Annotated in this window: 15 protein-coding genes and 1 tRNA gene; 9 read left to right on the top strand and 7 right to left on the bottom strand. The window is 69.5% G+C overall.

Annotation, left to right across the window (positions count from 1 at the left end):
* Window positions 1-4: 4 nt before the first annotated feature.
* The 3 genes from C468_RS02380 to C468_RS02370 all read right to left on the bottom strand — a co-directional run bounded on the left by C468_RS02380 (window position 5) and on the right by C468_RS02370 (window position 2,583).
* Entirely contained in the window at window positions 5-748 is a 744-nt protein-coding gene (locus C468_RS02380) for a DNA polymerase sliding clamp (protein WP_008847277.1), read from the bottom strand.
* Between the two features lie 61 nt (window positions 749-809).
* Window positions 810-1,064 carry a hypothetical protein gene (locus C468_RS02375; RefSeq protein ID WP_008847276.1) on the bottom strand — a complete coding sequence of 85 codons (255 nt, stop codon included), beginning with the start codon at window positions 1,062-1,064 and terminating at the stop codon, window positions 810-812.
* 139 nt (window positions 1,065-1,203) lie between these two features.
* Window positions 1,204-2,583: a phosphoglucomutase/phosphomannomutase family protein gene (locus C468_RS02370; protein WP_008847275.1), complete on the bottom strand. Its 1,380-nt coding sequence runs from the start codon at window positions 2,581-2,583 to the stop codon at window positions 1,204-1,206.
* A gap of 404 nt (window positions 2,584-2,987) precedes the next feature.
* On the opposite strand from C468_RS02370, the gene C468_RS02365 reads away from it, so the two are divergent.
* From C468_RS02365 to C468_RS02340, 6 genes are all read left to right on the top strand, one after another.
* A complete protein-coding gene (locus C468_RS02365) occupies window positions 2,988-3,359 on the top strand; it encodes a rhodanese-like domain-containing protein (protein ID WP_008847274.1) in 372 nt (123 codons plus the stop codon).
* Between the two features lie 156 nt (window positions 3,360-3,515).
* The gene (gene hjc / locus C468_RS02360; RefSeq protein ID WP_008847273.1) at window positions 3,516-4,049 is read left to right on the top strand and encodes a Holliday junction resolvase Hjc; all 534 of its coding nucleotides are present in this window, start codon (window positions 3,516-3,518) and stop codon (window positions 4,047-4,049) included.
* Between the two features lie 73 nt (window positions 4,050-4,122).
* On the top strand, window positions 4,123-5,097 hold the full coding sequence (rio1, locus tag C468_RS02355; RefSeq protein WP_008847272.1) for a serine/threonine-protein kinase Rio1: 975 nt from the start codon (window positions 4,123-4,125) through the stop codon (window positions 5,095-5,097).
* Window positions 5,098-5,200: 103 nt separating this feature from the next.
* Window positions 5,201-5,743: a KH domain-containing protein gene (locus C468_RS02350; protein ID WP_004047627.1), complete on the top strand. Its 543-nt coding sequence runs from the start codon at window positions 5,201-5,203 to the stop codon at window positions 5,741-5,743.
* A gap of 566 nt (window positions 5,744-6,309) precedes the next feature.
* Window positions 6,310-7,962, top strand: a complete 1,653-nt coding sequence (gene thsA / locus C468_RS02345) for a thermosome subunit alpha (RefSeq protein WP_080510600.1) — start codon at window positions 6,310-6,312, stop codon at window positions 7,960-7,962.
* A 319-nt stretch (window positions 7,963-8,281) separates the two neighbouring features.
* Window positions 8,282-8,938, top strand: a complete 657-nt coding sequence (locus tag C468_RS02340; RefSeq protein WP_008847270.1) for a lactate utilization protein — start codon at window positions 8,282-8,284, stop codon at window positions 8,936-8,938.
* A 281-nt stretch (window positions 8,939-9,219) separates the two neighbouring features.
* Here C468_RS02340 and C468_RS02335 read toward each other — a convergent pair.
* Window positions 9,220-9,293, bottom strand: a tRNA-Lys gene (locus C468_RS02335).
* Window positions 9,294-9,405: 112 nt separating this feature from the next.
* On the opposite strand from C468_RS02335, the gene C468_RS02330 reads away from it, so the two are divergent.
* A complete protein-coding gene (locus C468_RS02330) occupies window positions 9,406-10,752 on the top strand; it encodes a M20/M25/M40 family metallo-hydrolase (protein ID WP_008847269.1) in 1,347 nt (448 codons plus the stop codon).
* Here C468_RS02330 and C468_RS02325 read toward each other — a convergent pair.
* Window positions 10,725-11,393 (bottom strand): DUF7119 family protein, encoded by a 669-nt coding sequence (locus C468_RS02325; RefSeq protein WP_008847268.1) that lies wholly within the window; start codon window positions 11,391-11,393, stop codon window positions 10,725-10,727. The two genes, C468_RS02330 and C468_RS02325, sit on opposite strands and share 28 nt — an antisense overlap.
* Window positions 11,394-11,537: 144 nt before the next feature.
* Between C468_RS02325 and C468_RS02320 the strand changes: the two genes are divergently transcribed.
* Window positions 11,538-12,749 (top strand): aminopeptidase, encoded by a 1,212-nt coding sequence (locus tag C468_RS02320; RefSeq protein WP_008847267.1) that lies wholly within the window; start codon window positions 11,538-11,540, stop codon window positions 12,747-12,749.
* Window positions 12,750-12,764: 15 nt separating this feature from the next.
* Here the strand turns inward: C468_RS02320 and C468_RS02315 are convergent, their stop codons facing one another.
* Entirely contained in the window at window positions 12,765-14,975 is a 2,211-nt protein-coding gene (locus tag C468_RS02315; protein ID WP_008847266.1) for an LUD domain-containing protein, read from the bottom strand.
* Window positions 14,976-15,482 (bottom strand): LutC/YkgG family protein, encoded by a 507-nt coding sequence (locus C468_RS02310; RefSeq protein WP_008847265.1) that lies wholly within the window; start codon window positions 15,480-15,482, stop codon window positions 14,976-14,978. It lies immediately after the preceding gene.
* Between the two features lie 186 nt (window positions 15,483-15,668).
* Here C468_RS02310 and C468_RS02305 point away from each other — a divergent pair.
* Window positions 15,669-16,244 (top strand): L-lactate permease (locus C468_RS02305; protein WP_008847264.1); only part of this gene is annotated, 576 nt, incomplete at its 3' end.

The following is a 16,244-nucleotide window of genomic DNA, read 5'->3' as shown; positions in this document are numbered from 1 at the left end:
CGCCTCAGTCGCTCTGAATGCGAGGCGCTAGCATATACGTTGCGTGCCCGAGCCCCTCGGCGAACCCGTAGTGGAGCTTGACGGGGAACTCCTCGCCGAGCTCGATGGTGACCTCGGCGTCGCCGGGGATCGCCTTGTTCATGTCCTTGAGGTAGTCGAGGCTGAACAGCGAGTCAGCGGGGCCGGCGGTGAGCGCGATGAGGTCCTCGCGGGCGAGCCGCAGATCGACGTCGTCGGTGTCGCCCTCCGCCTCGATGAAGAACGCCTCGTCGGTCTCGTCGACGCGCAGGCGGATGTGGTCGGAGACCATGTCGGCGGCCTTGATCCCGCGGTCGATCTGGGCGCCCTCGACGACGATCTCGGAGGCCAGATCGAGGTCGGGGATGTCCGGTTCCTGGCGGATGGAGTCGGGGTCGATGAGCGCGAGGGTGTACGAGAGCCCGTCGATCTCGATGTGGAGCTTGCGGGTCTCCTCGTCGAGTTCGAGGTGGATCAGGTCGCCGGAGTTGGCCATGCCGGCGATGTCCTCTAAGCGGGCGAGGTTGACGCCGATGACGCCGCCGTCGGCCTCGTAGGACTCGAACGCGGCCGCCTCGAGGGTGAGATCGACCATGCCGACGTTGGCGGGGTCGACGGCCCGGATGGAGAGCTCCTCCTCGTTCAGGCGGATCTTACACTCGTCGACCAACACGCTCACCGAATCGAGCGCGTCCTGTAGCGTCGACGCGCCCACGATGGCCTTGAACATATACGTTCGGCTAGGGCGGTATCACCTAAAAAGGCACCCGATCGGACCGGCACGGAAACGCTCAAAGCGACCGGATCAGTCTGGCGACAACGACCGCAAGTGTGACCACGGTTCGCACCAGCCGGAGGCGTTCGAGCCGGTATTCCGTCGGTTCGCGGCCGCACTCCTCGTCGCAGTCATCGTCGCAGTCGTCGGTCTCCGAGCGATCGCGTTCGGACCGATCTCGCTCCGTCTCCTCGGGAGGGTCGACGCCGTCGCGGAGGCGATCGTCGCTCGGTCCGTCCGCGGTCTGGGGTGCGGGGATCTCGTCGGACATGGAACCACCGCGGCCGACTCGCCGGCCGCACACGACGGTACAGAGTTAATTTATAAATATTCGAGCCGAATGTAAAGTGAAACTGAAAGTCGTCGGGGTCGGGATGCGATCGGACGCCGCAAGGCTGGCTCGCAGCCGCTCAGACGAGCGGCTCGACGATATCGCGGCCCTCGGCGAGGAGGTCGTCGACCGCCTCGTCCGAGTCGGCCTCGGCGTACACCCGGAGCTTCGGCTCGGTGCCCGAGGGGCGAACGAGCAGCCACGAGCCGCTCTCCAAGAGGAGCTTGAAGCCGTCGAGGGTGACCACCTTCGCCACCCCCTGACCGGAGACCGACTCGGGGATGTGGTCCTCGAGGTCGTCGAGGACGCCCGCCTTTCTGTCGTCGGGGCAGTCGAGCGACACCTTCCCGGACGCGATCGCCCCGTGCTCGTCGAGCAGGCGGTCGACCCGGTCGTCGAACGACTCCGCGGCGTGGGTGCCCGCGGCCAGAAGCGACATCAACACGCCGTCCTTCTCCCGGACGTGACCGCGGAGGGTGAAGCCGCCGGACTCCTCGCCGCCGAACAGCGCGTCGTGCTCGCCCATCGCCTCGGCGACCCACTTGAAGCCGACCGGGGTCTCGTACACCTCCTCGCCGTGCGCCTCCGCGATCCGGTCGACGAGGAACGTCGTGGAGACGGTTCTGACGGCGGGACCGGAGTCGTCCTCCAGGAGCCGGTCGTAGCAGGCGGCGTAGAAGAGGTTCGCGTCGAGCACGCCGCGATCGGGCGTGACGACCGCGATCCGGTCGGCGTCGCCGTCGTTGGCGATCCCGAGGTCCACGTCGCTGTCGGGGTCGGTGACGCGCTCGGCGAGCTCCTCGAGGTGCTCGGCCGAGGGCTCGGGCGAGTCACCGCCGAAGGTCACGTCGCGGTCGCAGCGGAGGCGGACGACCTCGGCCCCGGCCGACTCGAGGAGCGCGTCGGTGACGCCGCGCCCGCTGCCGTGCATCGCGTCGTACGCGACCGTGAGCCCCTCCAGGTCGGCGCCCACGAGGTCGCGGGCCGCCTCGGCGTGGTCGCTCACGAGGTCGACGCGCGAGACGTCGCCGCGCTCGTCCTCGGGGAGGAGGTCGGGCTCCGCGAGCCGGTCGACCACGTCCTCCGTGACGTCCGGGAGCGCGGGCGCGCCGTCGCTCGGAATGAACTTCACGCCGTTGTACTCGGGCGGGTTGTGGGAGGCGGTGACCATGCACGCGCCGGCGAGCCCGCGGTCGACGATGGCGTACGCGATCACGGGCGTCGGGGCGTCGCGCTCCGGGAGGAGGACGTCGAACCCGTTGCCGGCGAGCACCTCGGCGAGGCTCTCGGCGAACCCCTCCGAGGTCTCCCGGGCGTCGTAGCCGACCGCGACCGGTTCGTCGTGGCCCGCCGCGTCGAGGTGGTCGGCGATGGCCTGCCCGACGATCCGCACGCGCTCGTCGGTGAAGATGTCGAGCGTCGCGCGCCAGCCGTCCGTGCCGAAGGCAATCTTGTCCATGTCGACCCCGTCGGCGGCCGGCACAATAATGCCCGGTGCCGCGCGCGAACCTTGCGGAGGGCGAGCCGAGAAGAGGGATTTATAAACTACCTGCGGTGGCGCGCGCCTCTGAGCGCTCGAAGAGCGACTTCGGTGGCGTGCGCCTGCGAGCGCCCGGGAGGGCGCGAGTAGACCGCACGAGGTCGGGATCGAGAGCGCCGCACGAGGTCGGGATCGAGAGCGCGTCCGGGCGCGTCGAGACCGGCGCGGACCCGCGGATCACCGACGACGCCCTCCGCCGGCGCACGGAGCCGCTGGGGCGCGTCCGTCGTCGCGCACGCGGGGCGGCTGCGGGAGTGAGACACCGGCGACGCGTCGCGCCCGCGAGCGGCAGGGGTTTCCGCCGCGAGACCAACCCTCCGTCGATGGGTCGCGTTCTCCCCGCCGAACTGGCCGAGCGCCTCGGGACCGACGACGAGCCGTTCCTGCTCGACATCCGGCCCGAGTCGGACTACGAGCGCGGCGCGATCGACGCGAGTCGAAACGTGCCCGTGTACGAGGATCTCCGGGGCGGGGACGAGTCTGCGCTCCGGCAGCGGCTCGACGAACTTCCCAATGATCGGGAGGTCGTCACCGTCTGCAAGATGGGTATCGTTGCCAAACGGGCGACCGGTGTTCTCGACGAGGCGGGGTACGACGCGTCGACGCTCGCGGGCGGCATGAGCGGGTGGAACGGGTACGAGCGGAACTCGCTGGCGTATCGGATCCGCTCGCTGTGGTGGCGGCTCCGCGGGTGATGCGAGACAAATCGGCTCCGCGGGTGATGCGAGACGAATCGGTTCCGCGGGTGATGTGAGACGACTCGGCTCCGGGGACGACGGGACCGCCGACCCGCCGCCCTTTTGACCGCCTCGCGTCTACGAGACGTATGACCGAACCGGGGGACGACGACCGTGTCCGCTAACCGGAAGGGCGACCGCCGCGAGCGCGAGCTCGTGAACGCTCTCGACGACGCCGGCTTCGCCGTGATGCGCGCGCCGGCCAGCGGCGCCGCGACGGAGCGGGAGCTGCCCGACGTGCTCGCGGGCGACGGCGAGACGTTCTACGCGATCGAGGCGAAGTCGAGCGCGGGCGACCCGATCTACCTCACCGGCGAGGAGGTGGAGGCGCTGCTGTTCTTCGCGCGGAACTTCGGCGCGAAGGCGCGGATCGCGGTCCGGTTCGACCGCGAGGACTGGTACTTCTTCCACCCCGGCGACCTGTACACGACCGACGCCGGATCGTATCGCGTCAAGAAGGAGACGGCGCTGGCCGACGGCACCGACTTCCCCGAGTTCGTCGGCGAGACCCAGAAGGTGACGCTCGGCGAGATCGGCGGTGGGGACGACGGGGACGGAGGGGATCCCGAGACGGAGGAGCGCCGAGAGATCCTGACGGCGGTTCGGGACGGGCACATGCCGGTCGAGGACGCGCTCGACGTGCTGTGATCCGCGGTCGGAGCGCCGTTCGACGGGGCTCGACCCCCTCGCTTATCCCTCGCGGCGGCGAACAGTGAATCCAATGAGCGAGGAGTTCGTCCTGCTTGAGCCCGACGATCAGCCCGGCGACGAGTGGGAACAGCTGGATGTCTCCGACACGGAGGCGGACCGGATCGCCCTCCGCCAGGACCGGGAGTTCGACGAGTTCCGAAAGCGGATCAAAGACACCGAGCAGTTCAAACTGCAGGAGTCGGTGTTCGACGACGCGACGCTGGCGGCCATCTACAAGCTCGTACAGGACGGCTACGTCGACGCCTTCGGCGGCCCGGTGTCGACCGGGAAGGAGGCGAGCGTCTTCGAGGCGCTCGGGGGACAGGCCGGTGAGCGGCCGGAGCCGGGGTCGGCCGCGGCCGGCGGCGGTCCCGAGGGGGTTCACTCGGAGCGCGAGGTCGCGGTGAAGGTGTACCGGATCAACTCCTCGAACTTCCGGCAGATGCGCGACTACCTCGAGGGCGACCCGCGGTTCGAGGGGATCGCGAGCGACAAGAAGGCGGTCGTGCTGGCGTGGACGCGCAAGGAGTTCGCGAACCTCGAGCGCGCGCGGAAGGCCGGCGTTCGGGTGCCGGAGCCGATCGCGGTCCAGCGGAACGTCCTCGTGATGGAGCTCGTGGGCCACGCCGAGGACCGGGCTCGGCGGCTGAACGAGGTCGACGTGGAGAACCCGGAGACCGCCTACGAGGTCGTCCGCGAGTACATGCGTCGGCTCTACCGCGCCGGGCTGATCCACGGCGACCTCTCGGAGTACAACATGATCATCCACGACGGCGAGCTGGTGATCATCGACATGGGACAGGCCGTGACGGTCCACCACCCCAACGCCGGCGAGTTCTTAGAGCGCGACTGCGAGAACGTGGCGACGTTCTTCACGCGGCAGGGGATCGACGTCGACCCCGACGACCTCCGCGCGTACGTGACGGAGCCCGAGCCGGACCCGAGCGGGGAGCCGGAATCGGAGTCGGGCGGGGAGCCGGAATCGGGCGGAGGGTCCGACGAGTAGCTTCGGTGATTTCGTCCTCAATCTCCCGAAGAACACCGTCACACGCCCACACACCCGTTTCCGGCGGAACATATTTAAAAGGCTTCGCCGGGTACCTCCTCGTATGCAACACGTGACGGTTCCGCAGGACCGTATCGGCGTCGTCATCGGCGCCGGCGGCGAGACGATGCGGGAGATCGAAGAGCGGGCGAACGTGCGGCTCGACATCGACTCGGAGTCGGGGAGCGTCGCCATCGAGGAGCGCGACGACCCGGTCGCCGCGCTGGTGGCCCCGGACATCATCAAGGCGATCGGCCGCGGCTTCAAGCCGGAGACGGCGCTGTCGATCCTCGACCACGACCTCCGGACGCTCGACCTGATCGACCTGTCGGAGCACACCCGCAACGACAACGACCTCCAGCGCAAGAAGGGCCGGATCATCGGCGAGAACGGTCGCACGCGGGAGCTGTTAGAGGAGCTGTCGGGCGCGAACGTCGTCGTCTACGGCTCGACCGTGGGCGCCGTCGGGCAGCCCGAGGAGCTCGAAGTGGTTCGCCGGGCGGTCGGGATGCTGTTGGACGGGGCTCCCCACGGCGCGGTGTACTCGTACTTGGAACGCATGTCGAACGAGCTCGACGACGACGTGAGCTTCAACGCGCCCCAATAATTGGTGTTCGGTGGCGACGTGGTCGTCGTCAGTTGTTTATAGGCGATTTCTTCCAACGGTGCGGTGAACACCTCCAAAGCCCCAGCCGCTCGGCTATACGCGAGAGGCGACAGCTCGACGACAAACACCTCCAAAGCCCCAGCCGCGAGGCGGGCGCACGCTCGCTGCGCTCCTCACTCGGTCGCTCCGCTCCCTCGTTGCGGTGCTTACGTCGCCTGCGCCCGCCTCGCGGCTGCCCCTTTGAGTCCCGCCCCGCACAGCACCTCACGCCTCCCCAGCCTCGTCGGCCGGTCTCCGCTTCGCTCCGACCGGCCGACTCCCTCGCGCGGGCGGTTCGCGCCGCGGTGCGGCGCTCACCGGCACGCGCCACCGCGGTCTGTTTATAATAATCTACGTCTAGCAATTGATCTAGAGTTCTATATAAACGCCCGTGTGAACGCACCTCATACCGATCAATACTCCCCTACCGTGTTGCGTTTTCGCACGGGCCGAGCAAAGGGTTTATATAGAATCACAATCAATCAATGGCTGTAATGTCACAGCGCCAGCGGATGGGCAATCAGCCCATGATCGTACTTTCCGAGGAGTCGCAGCGAACATCCGGAAAGGACGCTCAGAACATGAATATCACGGCCGGCAAGGCGGTCGCGGAGTCCGTCCGCACCACGCTCGGCCCGAAAGGGATGGACAAGATGCTCGTCGACTCCGGCGGGTCCGTCGTCGTCACGAACGACGGCGTCACCATCCTGAAGGAGATGGATATCGACCACCCGGCGGCCAACATGATCGTCGAGGTCTCCGAGACGCAAGAGGAGGAGGTCGGCGACGGCACCACCTCCGCGGTCGTGGTCGCCGGTGAGCTCCTCGATCAGGCCGAGGAGCTCCTCGATCAGGACATCCACGCGACCACGCTCGCGCAGGGGTACCGTCAGGCCGCCGAGAAGGCCAAGGAGATCCTTGAGGAGGAGGCCATCGAGGTCTCCGAGGACGACTACGACACGCTCGTCGAGATCGCCGAGACGGCGATGACGGGCAAGGGCGCCGAGAACTCCAAGGACCTCCTCGCCGAGCTCGTCGTCGACTCCGTCCTCGCGGTCAAGGACGACGCCGGCATCGACACGGAGAACGTCTCCGTCGAGAAGGTCGTCGGCAGCTCGATCGACAAGTCCGAGCTCGTCGAAGGCGTCATCGTCGACAAGGAGCGCGTCGACGAGAACATGCCCTTCGCGGTCGAGGACGCCGACGTCGCGCTGTTCGACGGCGCCATCGAAGTGAAGGAGACGGAGATCGACGCCGAGGTCAACGTCACGGACCCCGACCAGCTCCAGCAGTTCCTCGACCAGGAAGAGGAGCAGCTCCGCGAGATGGTCGACCACCTCGTCGACATCGGCGCCGACGTCGTCTTCGTCGGTGACGGCATCGACGACATGGCCCAGCACTACCTCGCGCAGGAGGGCATCCTCGCCGTCCGCCGCGCGAAGTCCGACGACCTCAAGCGCCTCGCCCGCGCGACCGGCGGCCGCGTCGTCTCCAACCTCGACGACATCGAGACGGACGACCTCGGCTTCGCCGGCTCCGTCGCCCAGAAGGACATCGGCGGCGACGAGCGCATCTTCGTCGAGGACGTCGAAGAGGCCAAGTCCGTCACCCTCATCCTCCGCGGCGGCACCGAACACGTCGTCGACGAGGTCGAGCGCGCCATCGAGGACTCGCTCGGCGTCGTCCGCACGACGCTGCTCGACGGGCAGGTGCTGCCCGGCGGCGGCGCCCCCGAGGCCGAGCTCGCGCTGCAGCTCCGCGACTTCGCCGACTCCGTCGGCGGCCGCGAGCAGCTCGCCGTCGAGGCGTTCGCCGACGCGCTGGAAGTCGTCCCGCGCACCCTCGCCGAGAACGCGGGTCTCGACCCCATCGACTCGCTGGTCGACCTCCGCTCCCGCCACGACGGCGGCGAGTTCGGCGCCGGTCTCGACGCCTACACGGGCGACGTGATCGACATGGAGGCCGAGGGCGTCGTGGAGCCGCTCCGCGTCAAGACCCAGGCCATCGAGTCCGCCACCGAGGCGGCCGTCATGATCCTCCGCATCGACGACGTCATCGCGGCCGGCGACCTCAAGGGCGGCGGCACCGACGACGGCGGCGACGAGGGCGGCCCCGGTGGCGCGCCCGGCGGCATGGGCGGCGGCATGGGCGGCATGGGCGGCATGGGCGGTGCGATGTAAGCACCGGTCAGTAGGACACACCACACCCCAACCGACCGCAACCGCTTCGCTGGACCACCCCGCCGACCGACCGTCGCGCGCCTCTTTCGGGCCTCGACGACACGCGATTTTTATCGACGACCGACACGACGACCGCGGAGCCGCGGGCTCGTCGCTCGACCGGTGAGCGGTCGCTCCACCGACACGACGATAACACCGGTGTAACCACCCGACACGGGTGTTCGCGAGTCGTTAAGTGTCGGCCGCGCCTCCGATCGATCCACGAGACGGGCCGCCGCGAGCGCGCGACACGCGGCGCGCTCGTCCGGTTTGATACATAATGCCACAGCAGAAAGCTGACTACGTAGACGACGCCGAGATCGACGAGACGCTGGACCGGCCCGCCGACGACGCAACCGTCGAGGAAACGGTCGCGAACCTCGAGGAGCGCGGCTTCGACGTGGTCGTCGTCGACGACGCCGACGAGGCGCTCGACGCGGTACAGTCGCAGATCCCCGCGAGGGCGTCCGTGATGAACGGCCACTCGACGACCCTCGAGGAGATCGGGTTCGACGACCTCCTCGGCGAGGGCGACCACGAGTGGGAGAGCCTCCCGGACCAGATCTGGAGCATCGACGACGACGCCGAGCGGCAGACCGCGCGGCGCGAGTCGCAGACGGCCGACTACTTCCTCGGCGGCATCAACGCGGTCGCGCGGACGGGCGAACTGGTCGCCGCCGACCTCTCGGGCAGCCGGATCGGGGCGTACCCGTTCGCCGCCGGCAACGTGGTCATCGTCACCGGCACCAACAAGATCGTCCCGACGCTCTCGGACGCGCTCGACCGGCTGGAGTCGGTCGCGTACCCGCTGGAGAACGAGCGCGCGCAGGAGGCGTACGGCGTCGAGTCGGCGATCGCCAAGCAGCTCATCTACCGCCGCGAGACCGAGGAGGGCCGGACGACGGTCGTTCTCGTGCGCGAGCAGCTCGGGTACTGAGCCTGGCACGCGCCTCGCCGGTCGACGGCGACGCGGCACGCGTTCCTCCCCGGATTTTCGACGCTCTTGAGCCGCAGCGCTGTCGCTTGTGGTGTTGGTCGCGGGGGTGGTGGGCCGGGAGGGATCCACGCGAGCGAAGCGAGCGTGGAGCCAGTCGCACCCGTCGGGTGCGACGGGATTCGAACCACGCCCAGACGTGCTCGCTCACTTCGTTCGCTGCGCGCGACTGGTCTCTTCGAATCCCTCTGGCGTTTTCACTGCTCCCGTTGGTCGCAGGAAAACGGGCCGGGAGGGATTCGAACCCCCGACCGTCCGGTTAAAAGCCGGACGCTCTCCCTAACTGAGCTACCGGCCCAGACACGAATCCGTACGGAGAGACCACGGATAAACGTTTAGAAACCGCGTGCAGCGAGGGACTCGGCCGCCGACCCGAAACGGTTTCCCGAGGGGACGCCGTCGCCGACCGCATGGACTTCGACATGCGCGCGTTCGCCGCCGAGCTCTGCCGGTTTGCCTCGACGGCCGGCGAGGAGGCGGCCGCCGCCGACTTCGTCGAGGCTGAGCTCGACGCGCTGGGGTTCGAGACGCACGCGTGGGACGCCGACCCGGCCCTCCTCGCCGGTCATCCCTCCTTCCCGGACGACCTCGACGAGTCGGACGTGGCGGGCCGGAAGAGCGTCGCCGGCGTGCTCGCGCTCGGCGGCCCAGACGGAGATCCGGGCGACGACGCCCCCGCGGTCGCCTTAAACGGCCACATCGACGTGGTCCCCGCCGAGCCCGCCGAGTGGTCGAGCGACCCGTTCGAGCCGGTGTGGGGGGAGGCGGGCGGTGAGAGAGGCGACGACACCGAAACGCCCCGCGACGACGCCGCCGAGACCCTGACCGCTCGCGGCGCCGCGGACATGAAATCGGGGGTCGCGGCGTGCGTCGGCGCGGCGCTCGACGTACGAGAGGCTGTCGCCGCCGGCGCGATCGACCTCCCGGACGCGGGGCTCCGGGTCGTCGTCGAGGCGGTCGCCGGCGAGGAGGACGGCGGGTACGGCGCCGCGACCGCGGCGCTCGCGAACCCCTACCCGTTCGAGCGCGACGCCGCGATCGTCGCGGAGCCGACGGAGCTGCGCCCCGTGGTCGCCTGCGAGGGGTCGCTGATGGCGCGGCTGGAGCTGACCGGGAGAAGCGCCCACGCCGCCACGCGCTGGCGCGGCGAGGACGTGCTCCCGCGGTTCGAGGCGGTCCGGGAGGCGTTCGCGGAGCTGGAGACGGAGCGCGGCGAGGCGGTCGACCACCCCCTGTACGGCGAGTTCCCGGTGCCGTGGCCGGTCGTCTGCGGGACGGTCGAGGCGGGCTCGTGGGCGTCGACGGTCCCGTCGACGCTGACCGCCGAGTTCCGGATCGGCGTGGCGCCCGGCGAGACCGTCGACGAGGTGGAGGCGGCGTTCCGCGCGCGGCTGGACGACGTCGTCGCGGACGACCCGTGGCTCCGCGAGCACCCGCCGACGTTCGAGCGGTTCTCGGTGCAGTTCGAGCCCGCGGAGGTCGCCGTCGACGAGCCGATCGTCGCGGCGGCGCGCGCGGGGCTCGTCGACGCCGGGCTCCCGGACGCGGAGCCGACGGGCGCGACCTACGGCGCCGACTCTCGGCATTACGTCGCGGCGGGGATCCCGACGGTGCTTTTGGGTCCCGGGAGTATCACGGAGGCGCACTACCCGGACGAGACGATCGCGTGGGCGGAGGTCGAGCGCGGGCGGGAGGCAATCGCGGCGGCGGTCGGCCGGTTCGCAGAGAGCTACGCCCCGTCGGTCTCGGCGAAGTAGTCGTCGAGCGCCTCGGCAACGAGGGCGCCCGGGTCGACGTTCCGGTTCGAGGCGCGGCGCCTGAGCTCGACGTAGGCGTCGAGCGGGAGGCGGACCCCGACGTGGCCGAGTTCGACGCCCGCCTCGCGGACCGCGGTCTCGACGTCGCTCCCGTCGTTGACGGCGGAGGCGATCGAGCGCACCTCCCGGACCGTGAGGTCGCCGTCGATGGTCGCCCACGCCAGCAGGTAGCGGTCGGTGCCGCCGAGGCGCGCGATGTGTTTCGCCGCGCTCGGGGCGATCCGTCCGCTCGCGACCTGCCTGCGGATCGCCTGCGGGAGGTCGTGGACGCGGGCCCACTTGCGGATGAACGCCACCGAGACGCCGTCGCCGGCGCGTTCGGCGGCCGCCTTGTACGAGCCGACGCCGCGGACGAGCGCGGCGCAGGCGGCCGCCCCCCGGAGCATCAGCACGTGGTCGTCGTCGCCGACGTCGCCGGCCGCGAAGCGGGCGACCGTCTCGGCCGCCTCGGCGACGCTGTCGGGATCGTCGGGGTCGAACCCGATCGCCTCGGCAGCGCGCTCGCCCGTCACCGCCGGGTCGGACCGGACGACGGGCTCGCCGACGGGGGAGCGTCTGTCCGCGGGTGACTCCTCGTTCATACCCTATCTGTTCGGGTGCGCGTACATAAGCGACCGGCACCGGGGCAGGTTTCGCTGACGACGGCGACGGGTCGACCGCCGACCCGCGAGACGGCGCGCCCCCGACGAGGGGGGATTTTTACCCGCCGGCCGAAACTCCCCGGCATGGACGAACGCGTACGCGAGCACGCCGAGGTGCTCGTCGACTGGAGCGCGCGGGTCGAGGCCGGCGACGACGTGGTCGTGAGCGTCGCCGAGGACGCCCACGAGCTGGGCGTCGCGGTCGCCGGGGCGCTCGGCGAGCGGGGCGCGAACGTGACGACGCTGTACGGGTCGGCGGAGCTCTCGCGAGCGTATTTAAAAGGCGCCGAGGCGGGAGCGGACGACGGTCGCGATGGCGACGGAGGCGACGAGGACGACGGCAACGGGAGCGACGAGGACGACGGCAACGAGAGCGACGCCGACGGCGTGCCCGACTTCGACGACGACCCGGCCGTCGAGCGCGCGCTGTTCGCGGCCGCCGACGCCTACCTCCGGATCGGCGGCGGGCGAAACACCACCGCGACCGCAGACGTGTCGAGCGAGACGCGACAGGCGTACGCGAAGGCGAGGAAAGGCGTGCGCGAGGCGCGGATGGACACCGACTGGGTGTCGACGGTCCACCCCACGCGCTCGCTCGCCCAGCAGGCCGAGATGGCCTACGAGGAGTACCGGGAGTTCGTGTACGACGCCGTCCTCCGCGACTGGGAGGCGCTCGCCGACGAGATGGCGTCGATGAAAGACGCCCTCGACGACGGGGAGACGGTCCGGATCGTCACCGAGCGCGACGACGCCCCCGACACCGACATCGAGATGTCGATCGCGGGCCGGACCGCGGTCAACTCCGCCGCCTCCGTGGCGTACGACTCCCACAACCTCCCGAGCGGCGAGGTGTTCACCGCCCCCTACGACACCGAGGGCGAGGCGTTCTTCGACGTGCCGATGACGATCGACGCGACGCGCGTCCGGGGCGTGCACCTCGTCTTCGAGGACGGCGAGGTCGTCGACTTCTCGGCGGGCGCCGGCGAGGACGCGCTCGCGAGCGTGCTCGACACCGACCCCGGAGCCCGGCGGCTCGGCGAGCTCGGGATCGGGATGAACCGCGGGATCGACCGGTTCACGGACTCGATCCTCTTCGACGAGAAGATGGGCGACACGGTCCACCTCGCCGTGGGGCGCGCCTACGACGCCTGCCTGCCCGACGGCGAGTCCGGTAACGACAGCGCGGTCCACGTCGACATGATCAGCGACGTGAGCGCCGACTCGCGGCTGGAGATCGACGGCGAGGTCGTCCAGCGCGACGGGACCTTCCGGTGGGAGGACGGGTTCGACGGCTGAGCGAGGTGGCGTCGACTACCGCTCGTCGAGCAACCGCACCGGGTGCGCGGGCCGGCGCGTGAGCAGCGCGTCGAGCTGTTCGAGACACGACGTGCCGCTGGCGACGACGGTTCGGTCCGCGGTGTCGTCCGTCGTGAACTGGTCGCCGAGCGACTCGCCGACGTCCATGCTCAGCTCGTAGTACTCGGACTTGTAGCCGAAGCTGCCGGCCATTCCGCAACACTCCACGTCCGAGGTCGTCACGTCGAACCCGGCGTCCTCGAGGACCGCCACCGTGTGGGGTTCCAGCCCGAGCGTGCGCTGCTGGCAGTGGCTGTGGTAGGCGACCTCCTCGCCGTCGCCGTCGGGGAGCGCGTCGATGCTTGCGCCGTTCTCCAACAGGCCGTAGACGTACTCCATGATCTCGTAGCTGTTCCCGTCCAGCGCCTCGTAGCTGTCCTCCTCGAGGAGCCGCTCGTACTCCCGGTTGAACATCGCGAGGTCAGACGGCTCGATGACGACGACGTCGCGGCCCGCGGCGACGGCGGGCGCGAGCGCGTCGTAGACGGCCTCGGCGTTCGACTGCGCGGTCGCCACCATCCCCTGCGAGAGCGGGGCGCGCCCGCTCTCGCCGGCGGCCGGAATGTCGACGCGAACGTCGAGCGCTTCGAGGACGCGGACGGCGGCCTTCCCGCGCTCGGTGCGCACGTAGTTCGTGTACGTGTCCGGGTAGAGCGCGACCCGCCGGCGCGCCTCGTCGGGGCCCACGCGCGGCCCGCGCTCCTCGAACCAGTCGACGAGCGATTCGCGCTCGAAGGCGGGGAGCTCGCGGCGGCTGTCGACGCCGAGGGTCCGCTCCATCACGGAGCGGGCCGGACCGGCCTGCGCGACCCAGTTCGAGAGAGGCGCGAACGCCGACCCGAGCTTCGCCAGCGTGTCGAAGTTCCCGAACAGCCGTTTCTGCGGGTCGACGCCGCCGGGCTCCTCGTCCGGCGTGAGCCCCTCGACGAGGAAGTCGAGGTCGCCGTCCTTCCCGCGGTTGATGCGGTCGCGGACGACAGTGTTGATCCACGGGATGTCGATCTTCACGGGACACTGGTTCACACACCGGCTACACCCCGTACAGAGGTCGTTGAACTCGGCGGCGCTGTCCTGTCCGTGGACGCCGGCCTCCCAGCCGGTGGCGATGCCGCCGGAGTACGTCTCGCCGCCGAAGGCGTGCCCGCCGACGTGCTGGAAGTTCGCACAGGAGTTCGCGCACGCCGAACACCGGATGCAGTACAGCGTCTCCCGGAGCTGGTCGTCCTCGCGCATCTCCATGCGGCCGTTGTCGATGAGCACGAGGTGGAAGTCACGGTCGTCTCCGGGCCCGAGTTCCCGGTCGTCGCCGGGACCGACCTCGTCGCCCCCGCCGAACGTCGGCGAGTCGCCGGGCGGCGTGAAAAGCGAGACGTAGGAGGTGATGTCCTGTCCGGTCCCCGACCGGCCGATGAGCTCCACGAACGGCTGGAGGTCCTCGACGCTCGGGACAACCTTCTCGACGCCCGCGACCGCGATGTGGGTGTCGGTGGCCTGCACGCATTTGCGGGCGTTGCCCTCGCTCGTGACGAGCGCGAGCGTCCCCGTGTCGGCCGTGACGAAGTTCGCGCCCGTCATGCCGACCTCGGCGTCGAGGATCTTCTCGCCGAGGTACTCGCGCGCGAACCGCGTCAGCTCCTCGGCGGTTTCGAGCTCCTCGTCCGGCTCGAACACCTCGTTGAACAGGGCCGCGATCTCCTCGCGGGACTTGTGGATGGCCGGGGCGACGATGTGCGAGGGCGCCTCGTCGGCGACCTGCAGGACGAACTCGGCGAGGTCGGTCTCCCAGACGTTCGCGCCGCTGGCTTCCAGGGCCTCGTTCACCTCGATCTCCTCGCTGGTCATCGACTTCGATTTCACCGCGTTCCGGCCGTCGACGACCTCCGAGATGTACCGGTTCGCGTCGGCCGCGTCGTCGGCGAGGTAGACGGTGCCGCCGTTCTCCTCGATCGCCTCGGTGACCTCGTCGATGAGCGCGGGGAGCCGCTCGATGGCGTCCTCCTTGATGCCGCGGGCCTCGTCTTTGAGGGCCTCGTAGTCGTCGAGGGCCGCGGTGGACTCGTAGCGCCCCTCGTTGAACACCCGCGTGTTCTCGTGGACGCTGTCGCCCTCGGTGTCGAGGAGGTGGCGGATGTGTTCGGCCTTCCGCCGGCGGTTGTCGGCGCTCATCTACGCGTCCTCCAGGAGAACGACGGTGACGTCCATCGGCCCGTGCGCCCCCTTCACGAGCGCGCCCATGTCCGCGGTGGCGCTCGGTCCGGTCGCGACGATGGCCTGTCCGGTGCCGCCGCGGATGTCCTCGGCGAGGCGGTCGAACGCCGCGTCCATGTCCGGGAGGACGTCGCTGGCGGCGACGACGGCGACGTGGTGATCGGCGTAGAGGCTCACCGGTTCCTCGCCGTCGGCCCCGCCCTGAATGACCACAGAACCGTAGTCGGCGATCCCGTATCCGGCGGCGGTGACCCCGGTTTCGGCGGCTTCGAGGTCCGCCACCGTCGGGTCCGTCTCCACCTCGTCCGGCAGCGAGACGTCCGCGAACGGGAGCGGAACGCCGATCGCCGGGGGGTCGAGAAGCGCGGCGAGCGCCGACTCGAACCGGTCGGCCGTCGTCCGAACGAGGTCGACGCCGATCTCGTCGAGGGACGACTCGAAGGTCGTGATTGGTTCGGCTGACATAAACGGACGTTAATGAAACAGCCTATTGGGTGTTTCCCCCATTAAATATCAACCCATATATATATAATGTATATTCATTACTGGAATCGCCACCAGTAGGCCGGTGTTCGGCGGGTGGTATCATCTAAAAAGAAAATTACATATACTTCGTTGGTAGACGACGACATACGGTCAAGAACTCCAACCATGACAAACGTGATCTCACTGGCGCTCGTCGGCGTCATTCCGATCGGCGTCGCGTTCGTCCTGCTCGCCGGACTCCGGTGGTCGGCGGCCCGCGCGATGGGGGTCGGCTGGCTGCTCGCCGCGGGTATCGGACTGACGTACTGGAGCATGGAACCCGACTGGCTACTGGCGTCGGCGGTCTACGGCGTGCTACAGGCCGTCGACATCATTCTCATCGTCTTCGGCGCCATCCTTCTGATGAACTACTTGGAAGGGAGCGGCGCCATCGCCACCATCAGGTGGTACTTCGGGCAGATCGAGGAGGACAGGCGCATTCAGGTCCTCCTCATCGGTCTCGGCTTCATGACCATCATCGAGGGCGCTGCGGGGTTCGGGACGCCGGGCGCGCTGGCCGCGCCGCTGTTCATCGGCCTCGGGTTCCCGCCGCTGGCCGCCGCGGTGTTCGGGCTCTTTTTCAACGCCCCGAACCCGCCGTTCGGCGCGGCCGGGACGCCGGTGATCGGCGGGACCGGAGCGGTCATCGAACCGGCGCTGTCGGGGTCGATGAGCGTCTCCGAGTTCCTCTCGCTGGTCTCC

This window comes from Halorubrum kocurii JCM 14978, assembly GCF_000337355.1.
Taxonomy (GTDB): Archaea; Halobacteriota; Halobacteria; order Halobacteriales; family Haloferacaceae; genus Halorubrum; species Halorubrum kocurii.
The sequence above is the reverse complement of the archived record's forward strand: the minus strand, read 5'-3'. Positions and strand labels throughout refer to the sequence as shown.

Bases quoted from the DNA above. Each gene is read 5' to 3' on its own strand.
- thsA (WP_080510600.1), top strand. From the start codon at position 6,310: ATGATCGTACTTTCCGAGGAGTCGCAGCGAACATCCGGAAAGGACGCT.
- C468_RS02310 (WP_008847265.1), bottom strand. From the start codon at position 15,482: ATGTCAGCCGAACCAATCACGACCTTCGAGTCGTCCCTCGACGAGATC.
- C468_RS02340 (WP_008847270.1), top strand. From the start codon at position 8,282: ATGCCACAGCAGAAAGCTGACTACGTAGACGACGCCGAGATCGACGAG.
- C468_RS02380 (WP_008847277.1), bottom strand. From the start codon at position 748: ATGTTCAAGGCCATCGTGGGCGCGTCGACGCTACAGGACGCGCTCGAT.
- C468_RS02375 (WP_008847276.1), bottom strand. From the start codon at position 1,064: ATGTCCGACGAGATCCCCGCACCCCAGACCGCGGACGGACCGAGCGAC.
- C468_RS02315 (WP_008847266.1), bottom strand. From the start codon at position 14,975: ATGAGCGCCGACAACCGCCGGCGGAAGGCCGAACACATCCGCCACCTC.
- rio1 (WP_008847272.1), top strand. From the start codon at position 4,123: ATGAGCGAGGAGTTCGTCCTGCTTGAGCCCGACGATCAGCCCGGCGAC.
- C468_RS02325 (WP_008847268.1), bottom strand. From the start codon at position 11,393: ATGAACGAGGAGTCACCCGCGGACAGACGCTCCCCCGTCGGCGAGCCC.
- C468_RS02350 (WP_004047627.1), top strand. From the start codon at position 5,201: ATGCAACACGTGACGGTTCCGCAGGACCGTATCGGCGTCGTCATCGGC.
- C468_RS02320 (WP_008847267.1), top strand. From the start codon at position 11,538: ATGGACGAACGCGTACGCGAGCACGCCGAGGTGCTCGTCGACTGGAGC.
- C468_RS02365 (WP_008847274.1), top strand. From the start codon at position 2,988: ATGGGTCGCGTTCTCCCCGCCGAACTGGCCGAGCGCCTCGGGACCGAC.
- C468_RS02370 (WP_008847275.1), bottom strand. From the start codon at position 2,583: ATGGACAAGATTGCCTTCGGCACGGACGGCTGGCGCGCGACGCTCGAC.
- C468_RS02330 (WP_008847269.1), top strand. From the start codon at position 9,406: ATGGACTTCGACATGCGCGCGTTCGCCGCCGAGCTCTGCCGGTTTGCC.